This window comes from Variovorax defluvii, from assembly GCF_039541515.1.
In the GTDB taxonomy this organism is placed as follows: Bacteria; Pseudomonadota; Gammaproteobacteria; order Burkholderiales; family Burkholderiaceae_C; genus Variovorax; species Variovorax defluvii.
In genome coordinates this window covers 1-19595 of sequence record NZ_BAABGJ010000035.1, presented here as the reverse complement: position 1 = coordinate 19595, position 19595 = coordinate 1, and the positions used below count along the sequence as shown (strand labels likewise).

Annotated in this window: 17 protein-coding genes and 1 tRNA gene; 10 read left to right on the top strand and 8 right to left on the bottom strand. The window is 67.6% G+C overall.

Features of this window, described 5'->3' with window-relative positions:
* Positions 1-120: 120 nt before the first annotated feature.
* Positions 121-1185 carry a CDP-6-deoxy-delta-3,4-glucoseen reductase gene (locus ABEA07_RS15680; protein WP_345538974.1) on the bottom strand — a complete coding sequence of 355 codons (1065 nt, stop codon included), beginning with the start codon at positions 1183-1185 and terminating at the stop codon, positions 121-123.
* A 44-nt stretch (positions 1186-1229) separates the two neighbouring features.
* Here ABEA07_RS15680 and ABEA07_RS15675 point away from each other — a divergent pair, with 44 nt between their 5' ends.
* Positions 1230-2171, top strand: coding sequence for an SDR family oxidoreductase (locus ABEA07_RS15675; RefSeq protein WP_345538972.1), 942 nt, complete (start codon positions 1230-1232; stop codon positions 2169-2171).
* 252 nt (positions 2172-2423) lie between these two features.
* Here ABEA07_RS15675 and ABEA07_RS15670 read toward each other — a convergent pair whose 3' ends face one another.
* Positions 2424-2579, bottom strand: coding sequence for a hypothetical protein (locus ABEA07_RS15670; RefSeq protein ID WP_345538970.1), 156 nt, complete (start codon positions 2577-2579; stop codon positions 2424-2426).
* 327 nt (positions 2580-2906) lie between these two features.
* Between ABEA07_RS15670 and ABEA07_RS15665 the strand changes: the two genes are divergently transcribed.
* Entirely contained in the window at positions 2907-3173 is a 267-nt protein-coding gene (locus tag ABEA07_RS15665; protein ID WP_345538968.1) for a hypothetical protein, read from the top strand.
* A gap of 86 nt (positions 3174-3259) precedes the next feature.
* Here the strand turns inward: ABEA07_RS15665 and ABEA07_RS15660 are convergent, their stop codons facing one another.
* The 3 genes from ABEA07_RS15660 to ABEA07_RS15650 all read right to left on the bottom strand — a co-directional run bounded on the left by ABEA07_RS15660 (position 3260) and on the right by ABEA07_RS15650 (position 7983).
* Positions 3260-7276: a Pls/PosA family non-ribosomal peptide synthetase gene (locus ABEA07_RS15660; protein ID WP_345538967.1), complete on the bottom strand. Its 4017-nt coding sequence runs from the start codon at positions 7274-7276 to the stop codon at positions 3260-3262.
* An 81-nt stretch (positions 7277-7357) separates the two neighbouring features.
* Positions 7358-7756, bottom strand: a complete 399-nt coding sequence (locus ABEA07_RS15655) for an FHA domain-containing protein (protein ID WP_345538966.1) — start codon at positions 7754-7756, stop codon at positions 7358-7360.
* A 142-nt stretch (positions 7757-7898) separates the two neighbouring features.
* Positions 7899-7983: transfer RNA gene (locus ABEA07_RS15650), tRNA-Leu, on the bottom strand.
* Positions 7984-8025: 42 nt separating this feature from the next.
* Between ABEA07_RS15650 and cysM the strand changes: the two genes are divergently transcribed.
* The 4 genes from cysM to ABEA07_RS15630 are packed head-to-tail and all read left to right on the top strand — an operon-like array spanning position 8026 to position 10886.
* Positions 8026-8937, top strand: a complete 912-nt coding sequence (cysM, locus tag ABEA07_RS15645; RefSeq protein WP_345538965.1) for a cysteine synthase CysM — start codon at positions 8026-8028, stop codon at positions 8935-8937.
* A gap of 5 nt (positions 8938-8942) precedes the next feature.
* Positions 8943-9503, top strand: a complete 561-nt coding sequence (locus ABEA07_RS15640) for an NUDIX domain-containing protein (RefSeq protein ID WP_345538964.1) — start codon at positions 8943-8945, stop codon at positions 9501-9503.
* 26 nt (positions 9504-9529) lie between these two features.
* The gene (locus tag ABEA07_RS15635; protein ID WP_345538963.1) at positions 9530-9757 is read left to right on the top strand and encodes a sulfurtransferase TusA family protein; all 228 of its coding nucleotides are present in this window, start codon (positions 9530-9532) and stop codon (positions 9755-9757) included.
* 10 nt (positions 9758-9767) lie between these two features.
* Complete coding sequence (locus tag ABEA07_RS15630; protein ID WP_345538961.1) at positions 9768-10886, top strand: SGNH/GDSL hydrolase family protein; 1119 nt, start codon at positions 9768-9770, stop codon at positions 10884-10886.
* Here ABEA07_RS15630 and galU read toward each other — a convergent pair.
* The 3 genes from galU to ABEA07_RS15615 all read right to left on the bottom strand — a co-directional run bounded on the left by galU (position 10867) and on the right by ABEA07_RS15615 (position 15833).
* On the bottom strand, positions 10867-11757 hold the full coding sequence (gene galU, locus ABEA07_RS15625; protein ID WP_345538960.1) for a UTP--glucose-1-phosphate uridylyltransferase GalU: 891 nt from the start codon (positions 11755-11757) through the stop codon (positions 10867-10869). The genes ABEA07_RS15630 and galU overlap by 20 nt on opposite strands.
* 107 nt (positions 11758-11864) lie before the next feature.
* Positions 11865-14735: a valine--tRNA ligase gene (locus ABEA07_RS15620; RefSeq protein WP_345538958.1), complete on the bottom strand. Its 2871-nt coding sequence runs from the start codon at positions 14733-14735 to the stop codon at positions 11865-11867.
* A 120-nt stretch (positions 14736-14855) separates the two neighbouring features.
* Positions 14856-15833 carry an MBL fold metallo-hydrolase gene (locus ABEA07_RS15615; protein WP_425584140.1) on the bottom strand — a complete coding sequence of 326 codons (978 nt, stop codon included), beginning with the start codon at positions 15831-15833 and terminating at the stop codon, positions 14856-14858.
* 97 nt (positions 15834-15930) lie between these two features.
* Here ABEA07_RS15615 and yaaA point away from each other — a divergent pair, with 97 nt between their 5' ends.
* The 4 genes from yaaA to queF are packed head-to-tail and all read left to right on the top strand — an operon-like array spanning position 15931 to position 19355.
* Entirely contained in the window at positions 15931-16716 is a 786-nt protein-coding gene (gene yaaA / locus ABEA07_RS15610) for a peroxide stress protein YaaA (protein ID WP_345538957.1), read from the top strand.
* Positions 16713-17564, top strand: coding sequence for a 2OG-Fe(II) oxygenase (locus ABEA07_RS15605; RefSeq protein WP_345538956.1), 852 nt, complete (start codon positions 16713-16715; stop codon positions 17562-17564). The genes yaaA and ABEA07_RS15605 overlap by 4 nt, the downstream gene beginning before the upstream one ends.
* 34 nt (positions 17565-17598) lie before the next feature.
* Entirely contained in the window at positions 17599-18492 is an 894-nt protein-coding gene (locus ABEA07_RS15600; RefSeq protein ID WP_345538954.1) for an alpha/beta fold hydrolase, read from the top strand.
* A complete protein-coding gene (queF, locus tag ABEA07_RS15595; protein WP_345538953.1) occupies positions 18489-19355 on the top strand; it encodes an NADPH-dependent 7-cyano-7-deazaguanine reductase QueF in 867 nt (288 codons plus the stop codon). Before ABEA07_RS15600 ends, queF begins: the two co-directional genes overlap by 4 nt.
* Positions 19356-19595 lie beyond the last annotated feature (240 nt).

Here is a 19595-nt window from a genome sequence, read left to right as displayed (position 1 = left end):
TTCGGCGGCGCCTATGCGGTGGAGGGCCGGCCCTTCAACATCCGCACGGCGAACGTGCCCTGATCGAACTGACCGGTTCGAAGACCTGAAGACGGCCCGCCTCGTGCGGGCCGTTTCACCTCAGGGCAAGGCCTTGTCGGCTTCGGTCGTGAAAGCGTCCGCGAAGAACTCGTCTTCAGGCAGCCCGCGTTGAGCCACGTAATCGCGCTTTGCCGACTCGACCACGATGGGCGCGCCGCAGGCATATACCTGGTGGCCCGAGAGGTCCGCGAAGTCTTCCATCACCGCCAGGTGCACGAAGCCCGTGCGGCCGAGCCAGTCGTCCTCGGGCACGGCGTTCGAGACCACGGGCACGTAGCGCAGGTTCGGCATCTCCGCCATGGCGGCGCGCACCCAGCCGTCCATGTACAGGTCCTCCGGCCGGCGCCCGCCCCAGTACAGGGTCGTGGGCCGGTCGATGGCCTTGAACTTCATGTGCTCCAGCAGGGCCTTGATCGGCGCGAAGCCCGTGCCCGAGGCCAGCAGGACCAGCGGCTTGTCGGAATCCTCGCGCAGGAAGAAGCTGCCATAGGGTCCTTCGATGCGAAGGATCTCTTTTTCCTTCATCGCGCCGAATACGTGGTCGGTGAACTTGCCGCCGGGCATGTGCCGGATGTGCAGCTCGATGCCCGTGCCCGGCTCACCCAGCGTGTGCGGCGCGTTGGCCATCGAGTAGCTGCGCCGTGAACCGTCGCGCAGGATGAATTCGACGTACTGCCCCGCGTGGAACTGCAGCGGCTCGCCGGCCGGCAGTTGCAGGCGCAGCATCACCACGTCGTGCGACTTGCGCGAGATGGACTGCACGCGCACCGGCATCTTGCGGACCGGGAAGGCATTGGCATCGGTAACCTGGCGCGACTCGAGCACCACGTCGCTGCGGGCCAGCGCGCAGCAGGTCAGCACATAGCCGGCCTGCTCGTCCTCGGCGCTGAGCGCCTTGCTCTGGTGCACGCGCAGCGTGACCTCGCCCGACAGCTTCTTGCACTTGCAGGAGCCGCAGGCGCCATCCTTGCAGCCATAGGGGAGGCCGATGCCCTGGCGGATGCCCGCCGCGAGAATGGTCTCGTCGGCATGCGCGACGAAATGCCGCCCGCTCGGCTCGACCGTGATGTGAAAGCCCGCCTCATCCGGCGTTGCGCTCGTCATGGGTATTCTTCGTCTCTCGTTCAGGTTCAGCAGAAGGAACAATTTTGCCCTCATTCAACAGCCTGTCCGGCAGCCGGCCTTCGCGCTTCCGCCGCGAGCGGGTGCTCGTGGTCGGCTGCGGCGACGTGGGCCTGCGCGCGGCGCGTGCGCTGCGCGGCCGCGTGCGACTGCTGGCGCTGACCTCCTCGCCCGATCGCGTGCCTGCGCTGCGGCAGGCCGGCCTCACGCCGATCGTGGGCGATCTGGACATCCCGGCGTCGCTGCGCCGCCTGTCGGGCCTGGCCACGCGCGTGCTGCATCTCGCGGCACCGCCGCGCACCGAAGGCCCCCGCGGGTGGCGCGATCCACGCACGCTCGGACTGGTGCGGGCCCTGCGCCTTCGCAGCCTGCCGGGTGCGCTGGTCTACGGTTCCACCACCGGCGTCTATGGCGACTGCGGCGGCGCGCGCATCGACGAGACCCGCGCCGTCCGTCCCGGCACCCCGCGGGCGCATCGCCGCGTCGATGCCGAGCGCGCCGTGCGCTGGCTGGGCCGGTCCGGCGTGGCCACGCGCATTCTGCGCATCCCCGGCATCTACGCGCCCGATCGCGAGGGGGGCACGCCGCGCGAGCGGCTGAACAAGGGCACGCCGGTGCTGCGCGCCGAGGACGACGTCTACACCAGCCACATCCATGCCGACGACCTCGCGCGCGCATGCGTCAGCGCGCTGTTCCGCGGCGGCCCGCAACGCATGTTCCACGTGAGCGACGACACCGAACTCAAGATCGGCGACTACATCGACTTCGCGGCCGACCTCTACGGCATGCCGCGACCGCCGCGCATCACGCGAGAGGAGGCGAAGGCCCGCCTGCCCTTGCTGCAGATGAGCTTCATGAGCGAGTCGCGTCGCCTGGACAACACACGCATGAAGCGCGAGTTGCGCGTACGCCTGCGCCATCCGACGGTGGTCACCGGCCTGCTGCCGCCCGGCGCCTGCCGTGAATGACGAATGCCTTTTCCCACCCCTTCCTTCGCGCGATGGCGTACGCGGTGAGCGCTGCCGCGCCGAGAGGGAGTCCACGAGCGCGCTGGCCGGGATGGCCGGCTGGTGCTTCAGTCGTCCCGCATGAGCGGACAGAAGGGCCGTCCTTCGACGGCGGCCCAGATGCATGCACGGATGCAGGCGATCACAAGGCGTGCGTCTTGCGCGCGGGGCACGGTTCTCATGACGATGAACATGTCGGCTCTCCCCTGCGCGTCAGGCCGCCCAATGCGAATAGTGGAGCACCACGTAGCCCAGCGAGTGCCAGAAGCAGGCCTCCGAGTGGCTGCGGGTGAGGATGCGCGAACCGTTGAGCCCCAGGCATTCATAGCCTCTGCCGTCGCTCGCTGAGTCCAGGATGATCTTGTCCATGGCGTGCCTCCGATGGTCCTGGGTATAGGCCTGCGGGGAAGTGCGAGCCAGCGGCCGGCGGCGCGCCGCCTCGTCGGTGCGGCGGCGCGGCGCCTGTCCGCATTCATCCACGCAGGAGTCGTCGATCTCCGCTGACAGAGGCACGACGCCGCAGCGAGTGACATCGGGCCTGCGTGCCGCAGGCCCGCGGCGGGCCGGGAGCCATTTTTTGCGTCGAAAGTGAGAACTATTGCGTGACATTGTGTTTGCAAGAGCGCTTGTACCTACAGCGCCGCAAGGGGGTCTGAAGCTACAAAGAGTTCTGTTGGCTTCGCGAAGGAGGATCCGATGTTCAGCTTTTTCCAGCCCAACCGAAACGGGCACCTGCGCCGCGTGATGACCTTGCTCGAGGAGGCGCAGCTGGCGCGCATCGAACACCAGGCCGCCGCGGAGCACCATGGCGCGCTGGCGCGCATGTATGGCGAGCGGGCCAAGCGCCTGGAGCGCGAGCTCTATGGCTCGTCCCAGCTGCCCCTGGCCGACCCGAAGGACGAGAAGGCGGTGCTCTACGCGCTGGACGCGAACCGCCGGCTCGAGTCGCAGGCCAAGGCCTGAGCTGCGCAGCGTGGCGGCCGTCCCCCAGTGGCGGGCCGCAGGCGGCCGACGGCCTGCAAAAGCCGCCGCCGGACGCGGCGCGGTGCTCAGCCGGCCGCAGAGGCCATGGCCGGGTTGCCGGTCCAGGCGCGCGCCGCCGGGATCCGCTCGCCCTTCATCACCAGCGTCAGCGGACCGAGTTGCGCCCGGTCCTCCACTTGCGCGCCGTAGAGCACGATGCTGCGCGGCCCGATGGTCACCCGCTCGCCGATTCGCACGTGGTCGATCTTCATCACGCGGTCCTCAAAGAGGTGAGTTTGCGGGCAGCTCTGCGCGCCGAGCTCGCTGTGCGCGCCGATGTGTACGCAGTCGAACTCGGTGATGTCGGTGGTGTCGAGGTACACGCCGCGGCCGATGCGGCAGCCCAGCAGGCGCAGGGCCGTGGGCAGCCAGGGCGTGCCGCGCAGGTAGTGCATGAAATTAGGCACGGCGATGCCTTCGTAGAGGTTGGTCGCGGCCTCGGAGAGCCAGACGAAGGGCGTCCACATGGGCGCCTCGCGCGGCCGGTAGCGGCCCAGCAGCAGCCACTTGAACAGCAGAACGAAGACGAAGGTGCCCAGGCCGAAGATCAACCCGTCGACCATCAGGTCCCAGGCCACCCAGCCCCACTGGCCAGCCGCGGCTGCGGGCATCACCGCGAGCACGATGCTGTAGCCGGCCGCGATCACGATCGCATGCGGCGCAACGATGCGATAGCCTTCGACCAGTGCGCGCCCGAGCCGGCGCAGCGCCGAGGGGCGGTAAGTCAGTGATTCGGGATGCCCCTTGACCGTCTCGCGCGCGGGCAGGTGCAGCGCGGGGGAGCCGGCCCAGGTGTCGCCGCTGCGTATCGCGTGGCGGTCGGGCACGCGCGAGAGCACGCCGATCAGCACGTTCTCCGGCAGCGCGGTGCCGTCGGGCACGTAGGCGCCGTTGCCGATGAAGCTGCGGCGCGAGACCTCGGTGGGCTGCATCGTCATCCAGCCGCCGTCGATCTGCTCGTCGCCCAGCAGCACGGCGTCGGCGACGAAGGTCTCGTCGCCGAGGGTGAGCATGTCGGGCACCACGCCCAGGGCGGTGGAGATCTCGGCATCGCGGCCCACACGGGCGCCGAGCAACCGGTACCAGGTCGACGCGAACACGGTCGCATAGAGTCCGTGCAGCACGTTCAGGCTGCCCTCCTGGATCTGGTTGACCAGCCACTTGATGCAATAGACGCGGCTGTGCACCGGCCAACTGCCGGGCGTGAGGCGCGGCATCAGACCCCAGCGCAGAGCGGCGGCGGCCAGCACCGTCAGCAGCACCATCACGGCGCTGGCGGGGAGCGCCAAGACGAAGTACTTCACCAGTTGCAGCGCCGTGGAGCTGACTTCCAGCCATGGGAAGCGCTCGGTGTCGTCGAGAACGTCGATCAGCAGAAAGCCGGGGAACACCGGCAGAAAGAACAGCACGGAGACCAGCGCCGCGCCGATGGCGAAGAAGACGGTCTCCGCACTGCGCCGCGCGGCGCTCGCCGGTGGGCGGGCCGGCAGCGAGGCCGGGTCGAAGGCGCCCCCGTCACGTGCGGGCGAACCGATCCACAGTCTGCGTTCTGGCACCGACTGGCCCGCGCGCAGCGCCGACTGGCCGTCCAGGTGGCCCCACGCGCCGATGCGTGTGCCGCCTTCGAGCACGGCGTAGGAGCCCACGTGCGCATCGGCCGCGATGTCGATGCGGCCCAGCACCAGTTCGCCGTGCTCGACGCGCGCGTTCTCGAAGTTGACCGCGTTGCCCACGCTCACGCGGTCGCCGAGCACGAGCAGCTCGGGCGCGCGCAGCTTGAGCGAGCCGATCACCACGTCGTCGCCGATGCGCGCGCCCAGCGCACGCCACCACCACGCATGCAGCGACGAGCCGCTGAGCAGGTAGGTGGGCGCGGCATCGATCAGCCGGTCGGCCAGCCACCAGCGGTAGTAGACCAGGCCCCACAGTGGGTAGCGCCCCGGCGCGAGTCGCCCCGCCACCAGCCACTTGGCCGCGATGGCCAGCGCGAACTCGAAGAGCGTCGCCAGCACGAACATCGCCACCGACATCCCGATCGCGTAAGGGATCGAATCGCCCGGCCCGCCGGTATAGAAGTGGTAAGTGAAGAAGGGCGCGAGCCACTGCATCATGCGCAGCGTCACCAGGAGCGGGATGGCCGCGGCCTGCGCCAGGCCGCAGCGAAAGCGGCGCAGGGCGGAGGGCGGCGTCCAGTCGGGCGTCTCCTGGGCCGGGGCGTGGTCCCGCTCCAGGGCCGATGCGATGCGGCCGATCACCCGATGCTGGTAGATGTCGCGCACCGTGGCGTGCGCGAAGCGCGGGTCCGACCGCAGGGCCGAGGCCAGGCGCGCGGCGAGCAGCGAATGGCCTCCGAGATCGGAGAAGAAATCGGCGTCGCGCCGGATCGCCAGGCCCGGGAACATCCAGGCCAGCGCCGCGAAGAGAGCGTGCTCGGCGGCGCCCTGTGGGCGGTCGGAGTCCTCGGCTTCGGTGATGGTCAGCGGACGCGCCTTGAGCGCCTTGCGATCGATCTTGCCCGAGGTCAGGCGCGGCATGGCGTCGAGCATCTCGACACGCGCGGGCAGCATGTAGGGCGGCAGCCGCGCACCCAGCGCCTCGCGCAGCGCCGTGGTCGACAGCGGCGCATCGGCCACGATGTAGGCCACCAGTTGGTCGATGCCTTCCTCGGCGCGCAGCAGCACGGCCGCGGTGCCGACGCCTGGCTGTTGCGCGAGCGCGGCCTCGATCTCGCCGAGTTCCACGCGGAAGCCGCGGATCTTGACCTGGTCGTCCACGCGGCCCAGGCACTGCACGCGGCCGGCGGCATCGATGCGCGCGAGGTCGCCGGTGCGGTAGAGGCGCTGGTCGTGTTCGCCGGTGGCCCAGGGGTTGGGGAGAAACTTTTGCGCCGTGAGTTCGGGCCGTCCGAGGTAACCGGCGGCCACGCCGGGGCCCGTGATGCACAGCTCGCCGGTTTCGCCGCGCGGCAGCAGGGACAGCCCCTGCTCGGACTGTGCGTCAACCACGAGCAGCGCGTAGTTGGGCAGCGGCCGGCCGATGGTGACGGGTTCCCCCGCGCGCAATTCGGCCAGGCTGGCGGAGACCGTAGCCTCGGTGGGACCATAGGTGTTGAAGACCTGCCGACCGGGGCGGGCCCAGCGCGCGGCCAGCGTGTCGGGACAGGCCTCTCCGCCGAGGTTCACGATGCGCAGTCCGGGCACGTCCTCGCTGAACAAGGCCAGCAGCGTCGGCACCGCATGCAGGACGGTGATGCGCGCGGTCTTGAGCGCGGCGGGCAGTGCCTCGGGGTTGGCGGCGATCTCCTTCGGCGCGATCCACAGGGTCGCGCCGGCCAGCCAGCTGATCCAGATCTCCTCGAAGCTCATGTCGAAGGCAACCGAGAAGCCCTGGTACACCCGGTCCTCGCTGCACACGCCGAGCACCGCGTTCTCGCTGCGCAGGAAGTGGCAGATGCTGCGCTGGGTGATGGCAATGCCCTTGGGCTTGCCGGTGGACCCCGAGGTGTAGATCACGTAGGCCGGATGCGCGGGCTTGGCGCCCTTGCGGCGGCGCAGCGCCCGTCCGGGCGCAGGCGCGAGCAATGCCTCCGCCGTCCAGGCCGTGCGACCGAGGCTGGTCAGGCGTGGTGCCAGTTCGTCGCCGGTGAGCAGGCCGGCCGCGCCGGCGTCGTCCAGGCAGATGCCGATGCGCTCCACCGGCGTGTCGAGGTCGAAGGGCAGCCAGGCCGCGCCGGTCTTGGCGATGGCCAGTTGCATCGCGATCAGCTCGATGCCGCGCGGCAGCCATAGACCGACGATCTGGCCGGGGCGTACGCCGGCTTCGATCAGGCGCGAGGCGGCGAGGTTGGCGAGCGCGTCGAGTTCGCGGTAGCAGAGCGTGCGCTCGCCGAAGACGAGGGCGGGATGTTCGGGACGCTGGATGGCCGTAGCCTCGAACAGGTCGGCGAGTACCTCCTCTTCGCGCAACAGGTCAGGACGAGAGGGGCCTTGCAAGACGTCCTGCGCCGTGGCCTGCGGCAAGGAGAGCTGGGGGAGAGCGGACATGGGAAACACGGCCAACGTGCGAAGACCGGCGTCGGATGACGCACTGCCGCTGCGGGTCGAATCCCGCGAGCGAGCCGGGCGCTACGTCAGACGCGGATTCCGGTCGGGCTTTGCAGGAGCGTTCAGCATTTCGAGGTCCACGAGCAGGCCGGGAATGGTCATCAGCCGCAAAGCTTCGACCTTCGTGTATTCCTGGTCCGTCGCCAGGAATCGCATCTCGCAAGCGCCGATGCGGATGTTGTCGCCATGCGCGAGGACTTGGCTGTCGATCCGCTCGCCGTTGACGAAAGTGCCGTTGCGGCTCCCCAGGTCCTTGATCGTCACGAAGGCGGGGCCGACGGTGATCTGCGCGTGCATGCGGCTGACCTGGTCCGAATCGATGACCACGTCGGCGCCGCTGGCGCGGCCGATGGTGGTCTCCTTGTCCAGCGCCAACTGCTTGGTTTGGCTGGCGCTGACCATCATGATCAGTCGTGGCACGCGGGCTCCTCTTGTAGGTTTTTTCTTACAAGGCGAGCGTAGCCCAAAGCGCTGGCGGCCGAGCGCAGGATGGCTCTGCAGCAGTAACAAGGTGTTCCAGGAAATGGAAAAAGGGCGGTGCAGGCCTGCGCAGGCTGCGCCCTGGTGCCCGGGGCCGGAATCGAACCGGCACGCCTTGCGGCGGGGGATTTTGAGTCCCCTGCGTCTACCAATTTCACCACCCGGGCGGGGGAAGGAAGGAAGCCCAAAATTATGGCACAGTGCCTGCCATGGCAAACCCGAACTATCCGACGATCGAGGACGCGATCGGCAAAACGCCGCTGGCGGCGCTCCAGCGCATCGATGCGGCAGAGAACGAGAAGCGCGGCAACGTCATCCTGGCCAAGCTGGAGGGCAACAACCCCGCGGGGTCGGTGAAGGACCGGCCGGCACTGTCGATGATCAAGCGCGCCGAGGAGCGCGGCGAGATCAGGCCCGGCGACACCTTGATCGAGGCGACCTCGGGCAACACCGGCATCGCGCTCGCGATGGCGGCCGCCATCAGGGGCTACCGCATGGTGCTGATCATGCCGGAGGACCTGTCGGTCGAGCGGGCGCAGACCATGAAGGCCTTCGGTGCCGAACTCGTACTCACCCCCAAGAGCGGCGGCATGGAGTACGCGCGAGACCTGGCCGACCAGATGGTCGCGCAGGGCAAGGGCCGTGTGCTCGACCAGTTCGCCAACGCCGACAACCCGCGTATCCACTACGAGACCACCGGGCCCGAGATCTGGGCGGATACCGGCGGGCGCATCACCCACTTCGTGAGCGCGATGGGGACCACGGGCACCATCACCGGCGTGTCCCGCTTCCTGAAGGAAAAGAACTCCGCGGTGCGCATCATCGGCGCGCAGCCCGAGGAGGGCTCGCGCATCCCTGGCATCCGCAAGTGGCCGCAAGAGTACCTGCCGAAGATTTACGAACCCAGCCGTGTCGACCAGCTGGTGCACGTGAGCCAGGACCATGCGGAGGAGATGTGCCGCCGGCTGGCGCGCGAGGAGGGCATCTTCGCCGGCATCTCATCGGCCGGTGCCTTGTGGGTCGCGCTCGAGATCGCCAGGACGGTGGAGAACGCGACCATCGTGTTCGTGGTCTGCGACCGCGGCGACCGTTACCTGTCGACCGGCGTCTTCCCCGCTTGAGCGCCATGAACGTCCCGAAGTTCTGCACCACTTGCGCCACGCCGCTGGCGCGCATCGAACTGGCCGAGGATGGAGGCCCCAAAACGCGCCTGCGGTGCCCGGCCTGCGGCTGGACCCACTGGAACAATCCGACTCCGGTGCTGGCCGCGATCATCGAGTACCGCGGCCAGGTGCTGCTGGCGCGAAATGCCGCCTGGTCCCACAAGATGTATGCGCTGATCACCGGCTTCATGGAGGCCGGAGAGACGCCGCAGGAAGGCATCGCGCGCGAGATCAAGGAAGAGACCAACCTCGATGCCAGCGCGCTGAACCTGGTCGGCGTCTACGACTTCCAGCGCATGAACCAGGTGATCATCGCCTATCACGCGGTGGCCGATGGTGAGGTGCGGCTGTCGCCCGAACTGGTCGATTACCGGCTCTACGACCTGCCCCAGCTGCGCTGCTGGCCGGCCGGCACCGGCTATGCGCTGGCCGACTGGCTGCGCACGCGCGGTCACGAGCCGCAGTTCATGGAATTGCCGCGCCCGGTGGATCCCGCTGCGGGCACGGTGCCGGCCGCCTCCTAGAATCGGCCGCCGGCAGAAGGAACCCCATGGACATCCACAAAGAAATCGACACGCGCGGACTCAACTGTCCGCTGCCCATCCTGAAGGCCAAGAAGTCCCTCAACGAGATGCAGAGCGGGCAGTTGCTCAAGGTGGTCTCTACCGACCCGGGCTCGGTGCGCGACTTCCAGGCTTTTGCCCGCCAGACCGGCAACGACCTGGTCGAGCAGCAAAAGGTCGGCGACGACTTCATCCACGTCCTGCGTCGCCGCTGACGGTGTCGCCGTGAAGCGCAGCGCCCGCCTTGCCGCAGGTGCCATGGCGCTGATCCTGGCAGCAGCGGCGCTCACGCTGGTCCTGTGGAGCGACGGCATGCCGAACGACCCTTCCTCTTCCCGCGTCACGGCGCCCGGCGCGATTCCGCTCGCGGTGCTGGGCGATTCGAACAGCCATTCCTACCAGGACAACCTCTGGTTTGCCGCCGACACGACCGAGCGCGGCGGCGCCTACCGTTCGCGCACCTTCCAGTGGACCGAGGTGCTCGCGCGGCTGCGTGGCGAGCAACTGGAACTGGGCCCATGGGTGCGCTGGGGCCGGCCCGGCGTGGTGGCGCTGGCGCGCGAATGGATGGGCCTGCGGGGTGGTCGGGCGCCGCGCAAGGAAGACTACCTCTACAACTTCGCCAACTCCGGTGCGGCCTGCAAGAACCTGATGGGCGGGCGTTTCCGCCAGGCGCCACGCCTCCTGGCGCTGATGAACGAAGACCCGGAGCGCTGGGCGCGCGGCGTGGTGGTGATCCGCATCGGGCTCAACAACTGGGCCGGGCTGATGGACCTGCAAGCGGCAGATCCCGCCGCGCCCCCCTTGCGCGAGGTGGTGGCCTATTGCACGGGCGAGATCAAGGCGGCGGTGGCGATGATCCGGGCGGCCCATCCGGCGACGAGGATCCTGTTGGTCGGCGTCTTCAACGAGGTGGACGATCCCGCGAACTTCGAGCGCTGGCAGTCGGCGGCAGAGGTCCGCAACATCCGGCTCGCGCTGGATGGCTTCAACGCCGCGATCCGGCGCCTGGCGGAGGGCGATGCGCGCATGGCCTTCTTCGACGACGTGGCCTGGTTCCGGTCCCACTGGGGCTCGCGCGATGCCGATGGCAAGCCGGCCTACGGGACAGTCGAACTCGGCCCCTCGCTGCGCGTGACGAATTCCATCGGCGACGATCCCCGCCATGCGGTCCTGACGGACCTGCACCCGGGGCTGGTGTGGAATGCACTATGGGCCCAGGCGCTGGTGGCCCATCTGCGCGAAGCCTTCGGCCTCCCGGTCACACCGATCAGCGACGAGGAACTGCTGCGCTTCCTCGAGCCGTTGGTGGCCGCCGGGCCGGTCAAAGCTCCAGGGTCTTGAGGTAAGCGCGGAACTGGGCGCCCACCTCGGGATGCGCCAGCGCCAGCTCGACGCTGGCCTGCAAGAAGCCTTCCTTGCTGCCGCAGTCGTAGCGCACGCCCTGGTAGGCGTAGGCGTAGACGGATTCCTTCTTCATCAGCGCGGCGATGCCGTCGGTCAACTGGATCTCGCCGCCGGCGCCCTTGGGCTGGGTACGGATCTCGTTGAACACGCCCGGCGTGAGGATGTAGCGCCCCGCGACGCCGAGGCGCGAGGGCGCGTCCTCGGGCTTGGGCTTCTCGACCATGCGGTTCACCTTGATCAGGCCGTCATCGATGGCATCGCCGGCGACGATGCCGTAGCGCTTGACGTGCTCCAGCGGCACTTCCTGCACCGCCAGCAGCGAGCCGCCAAGGCGGCCGAAGGCGCGGGTCATCTGCGCCAGCACGGGCTCGCCGCCGGCCGGGCCGACCATCAGGTCATCGGCCAGCAGCACGGCGAAAGGCTCGTCGCCGACCAGGTGCTCGGCGCAGAGCACCGCGTGGCCCAGCCCCAGCATGCGGGGTTGCCGCACGTAGGAGCAGGTCATGTCCTCCGGCATCACCGAGCGCGCGATGTTCAGCAGCTCCAGCTTGTTGCTGGCCTCGAGCTGGCTCTCCAGTTCGTAGGCGGTGTCGTAGTGGTCCTCGATGGCGCGCTTGTTGCGGCCGGTGACAAAGATCATGTCGCGGATGCCGGCCGCATAGGCTTCCTCGACCGCATATTGGATCAGCGGCTTGTCCACCACCGGGAGCATTTCCTTGGGCTGGGCCTTGGTGGCCGGCAGGAATCGGGTGCCGAAGCCGGCGACGGGAAACACGGCCTTGCGGATGCGCTTGGGGGAAGTGGACATGGGCTTGGGCTTCTGGTCGGAAAGGGATGAATTGGATCAGGCGGGGCCGGCACGGGTATGCCGGCAGGCCAGGCCCGAATACTAAAGCTCTCCGTGCCCGGAATGTGTCAGCCGAGGCGCACAAGCTGGCCGCGCAGGCGCTCCAGGGTGGCACTGAAGTCCGCCAGGCGCTTGCGTTCCTGCTCGATGACCGCGGCCGGCGCCTTGGCGACGAAGGCCTCGTTGCCGAGTTTGCCGTTGACCTTGGCGATTTCGCCCTCGATCCGCGTCACTTCCTTGCCGAGGCGGGCTTTTTCCGCGGCCTTGTCGATTTCCATGTGCAGGCACAGGCGCACGTCGCCCACGACCGCCACCGGCGCGGCCTCGGCGGCGGCGGACCAGGAGGCCTCGTCGTCGAAGACCTTTACCTCCTTGAGCTTGGCCAGTGCCTGCAGCACCGGCGCGGCCTCGCGCACGAAGTCGGCGCCGGCGGGCGCATCGGCCACTGCATAGAGCGGCAGCCGCATGGCGGGCGAGACGTTCATCTCGCCGCGCAGCGTGCGGCAGGCATCCACGAGCTGCTTGAGCCGCGCCACGTGCGCCTCGGCGGCCTCGTCGATCTTCTCGGGCTGGCTCTGCGGGTAGGGCGCGACCATCACCGACTCGCCGCCGCGGCCGGCCACCGGGGCCACCTTTTGCCAGAGCTCTTCGGTGATGAAAGGAATGAGCGGATGCGCCAGGCGCAGCAGCGCCTCGAGCGTGCGGATCAGCGTGCGGCGGGTGGCGCGCTGCTGCGCGTCATCGCCCTGCTGGATCTGGACCTTGGCGATCTCGAGGTACCAATCGCAGAACTCGTCCCAGGCGAATTGGTAGATGGCACTGGCCACGTTGTCGAGGCGGTATTCCTCGAAGCCCTTCGCCACTTCGGCCTCGACCCGCTGCAGCTGCGAGGCGATCCAGCGGTCGGGCTGGCTGAACTTCAGGTAGCCGTGAGCCGGGCCGCCCGGTGCGCACTCGGCCTTGGTGTGTTCGCGCAGGCCGCAGTCGTGGCCCTCGCAGTTCATCAGCACGAAGCGGGTGGCGTTCCAGAGCTTGTTGCAGAAGTTGCGGTAGCCCTCGCAGCGCTTGGAATCGAAGTTGATGTTGCGGCCCAGGGAAGCGAGCGAGGCAAACGTGAAGCGCAGCGCATCGGCGCCGAAGGCCGGGATGCCGTCCGGGAACTCCTTCTGCGTGTTCTTGCGCACGATCGGGGCCGTTTCGGGGCGGCGCAGGCCCTGGGTGCGCTTGTCCAGCAACTCGGGCAGGGCGATGCCGTCGATCAGGTCGACTGGGTCGAGCACGTTGCCTTCCGACTTGCTCATCTTCTGACCGTGCGAATCACGCACAAGGCCGTGGATGTAGACGTGCTTGAAAGGCACCCGGCCGGTGAAATGCTTGGTCATCATGATCATCCGGGCGACCCAGAAGAAGATGATGTCGTAGCCGGTGACCAGGACGGTGGAGGGCAGGTAGAGGTCGTAGTCCTGCGTCTGTGCGGGCCAGCCCAGCGAGGAGAAGGGCACCAGCGCCGACGAATACCAGGTGTCGAGCACGTCCTCGTCGCGCGTGAGCGTTTTGCCCGGCGCCTGGGCCTGCGCCTCGGACTCGCTGCGGGCCACATACACCTTGCCTTCTGCGTCGTACCAGGCCGGGATCTGGTGGCCCCACCAGAGCTGGCGCGAGATGGTCCAGTCCTGGATGTTCTCCATCCAATGGTTGTAGGTGTTGACCCAGTTCTCCGGCACGAAGCGCACCTCGCCGGAACGCACCGCGTCGATGGCCTTCTGGGCGATCGACTGGCCCTTCGCGTCGGGCTTGGTCATGGCGACGAACCACTGGTCCGTCAGCATGGGCTCGACCACGGCGCCGGTGCGCGCGCAGCGCGGCACCATCAGCTTGTGCTTCTTGGTCTCGACGAGCAGGCCCAGCGCCTGGAGGTCGGCCACCACGGCCTCGCGTGCTTTGAAGCGGTCGAGACCGCGGTATTTTTCAGGGGCGTTGTCGTTGACCGTGGCGTCAAGCGTCAGCACGCCGATGATGGACAGCTGGTGGCGCTGGCCCACCGCATAGTCGTTGTGGTCGTGGGCCGGAGTGACCTTGACCACGCCAGTCCCGAAGGCCTTGTCGACATAGTCGTCCGCAATGACCGGGATCAGGCGGTCCACCAGCGGCAGCTTCACCTGGCGGCCGATCAGCGCTTTGTAGCGCTCGTCTTCGGGGTGGACCATCACGGCGACGTCGCCGAGCATGGTCTCCGGCCGCGTCGTCGCGACCGTCAGCGCGCCCGAGCCGTCCGCCAGCGGGTAGGCGATGTGCCAGAGAAAGCCTTCTTCCTCCTCGCTCTCCACCTCCAGGTCGCTCACGGCGGTCTTGAGCACCGGGTCCCAGTTGACCAGCCGCTTGCCGCGGTAGATCAGGCCTTCCTCATAGAGGCGGACGAAGGTGTCGGTGACGACAGTCGAGAGTTTCTCGTCCATCGTGAAGTACTCGCGGCTCCAGTCGACCGTGTCGCCCATGCGGCGCATCTGGTTGGTGATGGTGTTGCCCGACTTCTGCTTCCACTCCCACACGCGCGCGACGAAGTTCTTGCGGCCCAGGTCGTGGCGGCTGATCTTCTGTTCCTGCAACTGGCGCTCGACCACGATCTGGGTCGCGATGCCGGCATGGTCGGTGCCGGGCACCCACAGCGTGTTGTCGCCCTTCATGCGGTGGTAGCGCGCCAGGCTGTCCATGATCGTCTGGTTGAACGCATGGCCCATGTGCAGCGTGCCGGTCACGTTGGGTGGCGGCAGTTGGATGGCGAAGGAGGGTGTGTCCGCCTTCGGTGTGCCGGTGCCGCGGTAACCCGCGACCGCGTAGCCGCGCCGCTCCCACTCGGGGCCCCAGTGCGCCTCGAGGGCGGCGGGTTCGAAGGATTTGGACAGGCTCTGGAGGCCGGGTTGGGACAATGTGTCGCTCATGGCGGTTGGGGGCGTGGCAAAGAACCAAAGACGAAAACGGCATCCCGCAGGATGCCGTCTCGAAGGGGTGGGGAAGCGGTGGATTTTATTCGAGTGCAGCCGGTGCCTGCAGGTCCCGTGCTAGCGCCCGGGCGCGTAGTTCACGGGGAGCCAGACGTAGCCGTTGCCCTGGGCGCGCAGGCGGCCGATGCCCGGGAAGGACAGGTGTGCGCCGGCCACCAGGTAGCCTTGTGCGGCGGCTTCGGTGTAGGCCTTGCGGCGCTGCACTGCGGCGGCCTTGGCGTCGGTGTCGAACTGGATGGTGATGGAGGGGTTCTCGAACTGGACCGCGGCCACGTGCATGAGGTCGCCCCAGAAGGCCATCTTCTTGCCCTTGCTCTCGATGAAATACACGCTGTGGCCGGCCGTGTGGCCGCGCGCCGCCCTGGCTTTCACGCCCGGCAGGAGTTCCGTGTCGCCGTCGAAGGGCTTGAAGCGGCCGGCTGCGACATAGGGATTCAGCGCGCCCATGGCGCCCTGGAAGAAGCTTTTCGAGTCGGCGGGTGCCTTGTCCATGTTGGCCTGGCTCAGCCAGTAGTCGGCATCGTGCTTGTCGGCTCGCACAATCGCATTGGGGAAGGCTGGTTTGCCGTCAGCCAGCAGGCCGCCGACGTGGTCGGGGTGCATATGTGTGATGTAGACCTCGTCCACCTGCTCGGGCTGGTAGCCGGCCGCCCTGAGATTGGCGGCAAGGCGGCCCAGCGTGGGGCCGAAGAGGCCGGCGGCGCCAGCGTCGATCAGCACCAGCTTCTCGCCCGTGTTGACGAGGTAGCCGTTGACCGAAGTCTCGAGCGGGCTCTGCAAGTAAGAGCGCGCCAGGGTCTTCTTCACTTGGGCGGGACTGGTCCGGGTCAGCAACTGGTCCACCGGCAAGGCGACCGTGCCGTCCGACAGGGCGGTGACCTCGAAGTCGCCGACCATGATGCGGTAGTAGCCGGGGGCGGCTTCCTTGGCGAAGGGAGCCGCCGCCTGCGTCGGGGCCGGCATGCTCCAGGCGGCCAGTGCGTAGGCGGCGGCAAGCAAAAAGGCTCGGGTGCGGGGCGACGAGGCAACCATCATCTGGGGACTCCTTCTGGAAACGAGCAGGGATTGAAATCCAGGGCGGACTCTATACGCCTTCATGCCTTCGCGTCGCGCCCCCGCCGATAATTCGCGGATGCTTTTTCTGCTTTCCCCGGCCAAGTCCCTCGACTACGAAACGCCCGTGTCCGACACCCTGCCTGCCACGCAGCCGCACTTCGAAGGCCCTCGAAGCCCGGCGGCCACGCTGATCAAGATCCTGCGCCAGAAGTCACCTCAGGACATCGCCGAGCTCATGCACCTGTCGGACAAGCTGTCGGCTCTCAACGTCGCACGCTATGCGGCCTGGACATCCAGGGGCACGGCAGCCAACGCCAAGCAGGCGGCGCTTGCCTTCAACGGGGACGTGTATGGCGGCCTCGATGCGAAAACGCTGAGCGCCGAGCAGCTTGGCTGGGCGCAGGAGCATGTCTGCATTCTCAGCGGGCTATACGGCGTGCTGCGCCCGCTGGACCGGCTGCAGCCTTACCGGCTCGAGATGGGCACGCCGCTGGCCAACAAGCAAGGCAAGGACCTCTATGCCTTCTGGCACGCGCGCATCGCCCAGTACCTGAACGAGCGCTTGGCAGCGGATCGCACGCCGGTAGTGGTCAATCTCGCCTCGCTGGAGTACTTTCGGGCGGTCGATGCAAAGGCGTTGAAAGCCCGCGTGGTGGAATGCGTCTTCGAGGAGTGGAAGAATGGCCAATTCAAAGTCATCAGTTTCTTCGCCAAGCGTGCCCGCGGCCTGATGGCGCGCTGGGCCGTGGTGCACAAGGCATCCACACCCAAGGTGCTGGAGAAATTCGATCTCGAAGGTTACGTCTTCGACGCCCAGGCATCGGCGCCGGAGCGGTTCGTCTTCCGGAGGAAAGCAGCGTGACGGGTCAAGCCATCAGTCCTGAACTTCGCGAGTGGATCGTCACTCAGCTCGCGGCCGGGCATTCCATTCCTAGTCTTCAGGCTTCGATGCGTGATGCGGGCTGGCACGCGGATGTTGCCCAGAAGGCGCTGGCTGAGTTTGAGCCGGCGCCGGCCACCACCTCCCCTCCTGAAGTTGCTACGCCCGCGCGCACGGCGATGCCCGGACCGGACCTCTCGAACGCGCCCCTCTACATCGATGCGGGCGACCGCAGGGTCCAGGTGCTCCAGACGATGATCCACCCGCGGGTCGTCGTGTTCGGCGACCTGCTGTCCGAAGAAGAATGTGAAGGCTTGATCCTGGGTGCGCGCCAGCGGCTCGCGCGCTCGCTCACCGTCGAGACGAAGACCGGCGGCGAGGCGCTCAACGTGGATCGCACGAGCGACGGGATGTTCTTCGAACGCGGCGAGAACCCTATCGTCGCGCGCGTGGAGCAGCGCATCGCGACGCTGCTGCGTTGGCCGCTGGAGTTCGGCGAGGGCCTGCAGGTCCTTCGCTACTCGCCGGGAGCCCAATACCGGCCGCACTACGACTACTTCGACCCGGCCGAACCGGGCACACCGACCATCCTGCGTCGTGGCGGGCAGCGCGTGGCGACGCTGGTGATGTACCTTCAGGAGCCGGAGCAGGGGGGCGCGACGACCTTTCCGGACGTCGGTCTCGAGGTCGCGCCCAGACGAGGCACCGGCGTTTTCTTCAGCTACGACCGGCCGGACCCCGCGACGCGCACGCTGCACGGCGGCGCGCCTGTGCTGCTGGGAGAGAAATGGGTAGCGACCAAATGGTTGCGCGAGCGCGAGTTCACTTAGTCCGCGCACGCGTGGCCGTGGGGGCGCTCGCGCCATGAAGCTCACGGCCAACGGCATCCAGATCGAGGTTGAGGACAGCGGCGGCGAAGGCCGGCCGGTGGTCTTGCTGATCATGGGCCTGGGCATGCAACTGATCGCCTGGCCGGACGAATTCGTACGGACATTGGTCGATGCCGGGTTTCGGGTGGTGCGCCATGACAACCGGGACATCGGACTCAGCGAGGGCTTCGATGAGGCCGGTACCGGCAACCTGCTTTGGCAGAGCTTGCGCCAGCGCATCGGCCTGCCGGTGCGCTCGGCTTATTCGGTGCAGGACATGGCCGATGATGCGCTCGGGGTGCTCGATGCCCTGGGCATCTGTCGGGCTCACATCGTAGGTGCCTCCATGGGCGGCATGATCGCGCAGCGCGTGGCGGCCGGCGCGCCGGAGCGTACGGCCAGCCTGGTCAGCATCATGAGTTCGAGCGGCGCGCGGCACCTGCCGGGCCCGCGGCCAGACGTGGTGGCTGCGCTGATGCGGCGCCCGGCCCGCCGGACGCAAGCCGCGCTGGTTGCGCACAGCCTTGGTCTCGCGCAACTGATCTCCAGCCCGGCCTACCCCCAGGATGAAAAGACGCTTACGGAGCGAATCGCCCGTGGGCTGCGGCGCGCCTACCGGCCGGCAGGCATCGTGCGGCAGATGTTGGCCATTGGCGCAGATGGCGAGCGCCATGCCTTGCTGGCGCGCATTTCAAGTCCGACGCTGGTATTGCACGGTGACGCCGATCCGCTGGTGCCTATCGCATGCGGCGAGGACACTGCGCGCCGGATTCCCGGCGCCCGGCTGGTGACCGTGCCCGGCATGGGGCACGACCTGCCGCCGCCGGTGTGTGACGTCCTGCTGCAACACATCATCCCTTTCATGCAGAGTGCCGAAAGTCGCGCATGAGCCTTGACAACACATTCAACACACCTCAGCAATCGCAACTGGGCCGCGCGTCCGCCTACGTTGATCGCTACGACGCCGGTCTTCTGTTTCCGATCCCGCGTGCGCTGCAAAGAGAGGCCATGGGGATTGCGCAGCATCCGCTGCCCTTTTTCGGCGCCGACCTTTGGACGGCCTTCGAACTCAGCTGGCTGAATCCTCGCGGCAAGCCTCAGTTGGCCATCGCGCATTTCACGATCCCCTGTGAGACGCCCAACATCATCGAGAGCAAATCGTTGAAGCTCTACCTCAACAGCTTCAACAGCACCGTCTTCTCCAATGCGGAGGCGGTGCGTGAGCGGCTGCGGGCCGATCTGGGCGAGGCGGTTTGGCGCGGGGCTGAGCGACCGTCGACGGTCGGCGTCAGGCTGATGGCGCCCGATCTCTTCGATAAAGAGCAGATTCGTGAGCTTGAGGGGGTTGATCTGGATCGCCTCGATATCGAGTGCACTCATTACCAGCCTACTCCCGAACTCCTATTGAGCGACACCACGCAAACGCCCGTGAGTGAGACCCTGACCAGCCGGCTGCTCAAGAGCAACTGCCTGGTGACGGGACAGCCCGACTGGGGAAGCGTCCAGATCCGCTACAGCGGTCCGCAGATTGACCAGGCGGGCTTGCTCGCTTACATCGTGAGCTTCCGCAACCACAACGAGTTTCACGAGCCCTGCGCCGAGCGCATGTTCCGGGATATCTGGGAGCGCTGCAAGCCGAACAAGTTGGCGGTCTATGCGCGCTACACCCGGCGCGGCGGGCTCGACATCAGTCCATTTCGCACCAGCTGGCCGCAGGCGCTGCCCTCGAACGTGAGAACCGCAAGGCAGTAGACGGGCGTGCGGTAGGGGCAGGGCGGCAGCGCACGGCCCGAAACAAAAACGTCGCAGGGATTGCGCATCAGTCAAAAACCGTGTCATAATTGAAGGCTCCGCTGCAGACGAGTTGTGTTGTTCGAGGGGCTGGCGCTGAGGGGGTTTTCCTGAGAGGTGCTGGCGGCTTGAATGGCGTGAACGGGTTTGAGGCTGTGAGTGCGAAGGGGTTTGAAAAGATTTCTTCGAAAAAGTTTGCCG

Coding starts and splice junctions, on each gene's coding strand:
- ABEA07_RS15635 (WP_345538963.1), top strand. CDS start 9,530: ATGGACATCCACAAAGAAATCGACACGCGCGGACTCAACTGTCCGCTG.
- queF (WP_345538953.1), top strand. CDS start 18,489: ATGAGCCTTGACAACACATTCAACACACCTCAGCAATCGCAACTGGGC.
- ABEA07_RS15615 (WP_425584140.1), bottom strand. CDS start 15,833: ATGATGGTTGCCTCGTCGCCCCGCACCCGAGCCTTTTTGCTTGCCGCC.
- ABEA07_RS15670 (WP_345538970.1), bottom strand. CDS start 2,579: ATGGACAAGATCATCCTGGACTCAGCGAGCGACGGCAGAGGCTATGAA.
- ABEA07_RS15660 (WP_345538967.1), bottom strand. CDS start 7,276: ATGTCCGCTCTCCCCCAGCTCTCCTTGCCGCAGGCCACGGCGCAGGAC.
- ABEA07_RS15640 (WP_345538964.1), top strand. CDS start 8,943: ATGAACGTCCCGAAGTTCTGCACCACTTGCGCCACGCCGCTGGCGCGC.
- ABEA07_RS15600 (WP_345538954.1), top strand. CDS start 17,599: ATGAAGCTCACGGCCAACGGCATCCAGATCGAGGTTGAGGACAGCGGC.
- ABEA07_RS15665 (WP_345538968.1), top strand. CDS start 2,907: ATGTTCAGCTTTTTCCAGCCCAACCGAAACGGGCACCTGCGCCGCGTG.
- ABEA07_RS15620 (WP_345538958.1), bottom strand. CDS start 14,735: ATGAGCGACACATTGTCCCAACCCGGCCTCCAGAGCCTGTCCAAATCC.
- yaaA (WP_345538957.1), top strand. CDS start 15,931: ATGCTTTTTCTGCTTTCCCCGGCCAAGTCCCTCGACTACGAAACGCCC.
- galU (WP_345538960.1), bottom strand. CDS start 11,757: ATGTCCACTTCCCCCAAGCGCATCCGCAAGGCCGTGTTTCCCGTCGCC.
- ABEA07_RS15680 (WP_345538974.1), bottom strand. CDS start 1,185: ATGACGAGCGCAACGCCGGATGAGGCGGGCTTTCACATCACGGTCGAG.
- cysM (WP_345538965.1), top strand. CDS start 8,026: ATGGCAAACCCGAACTATCCGACGATCGAGGACGCGATCGGCAAAACG.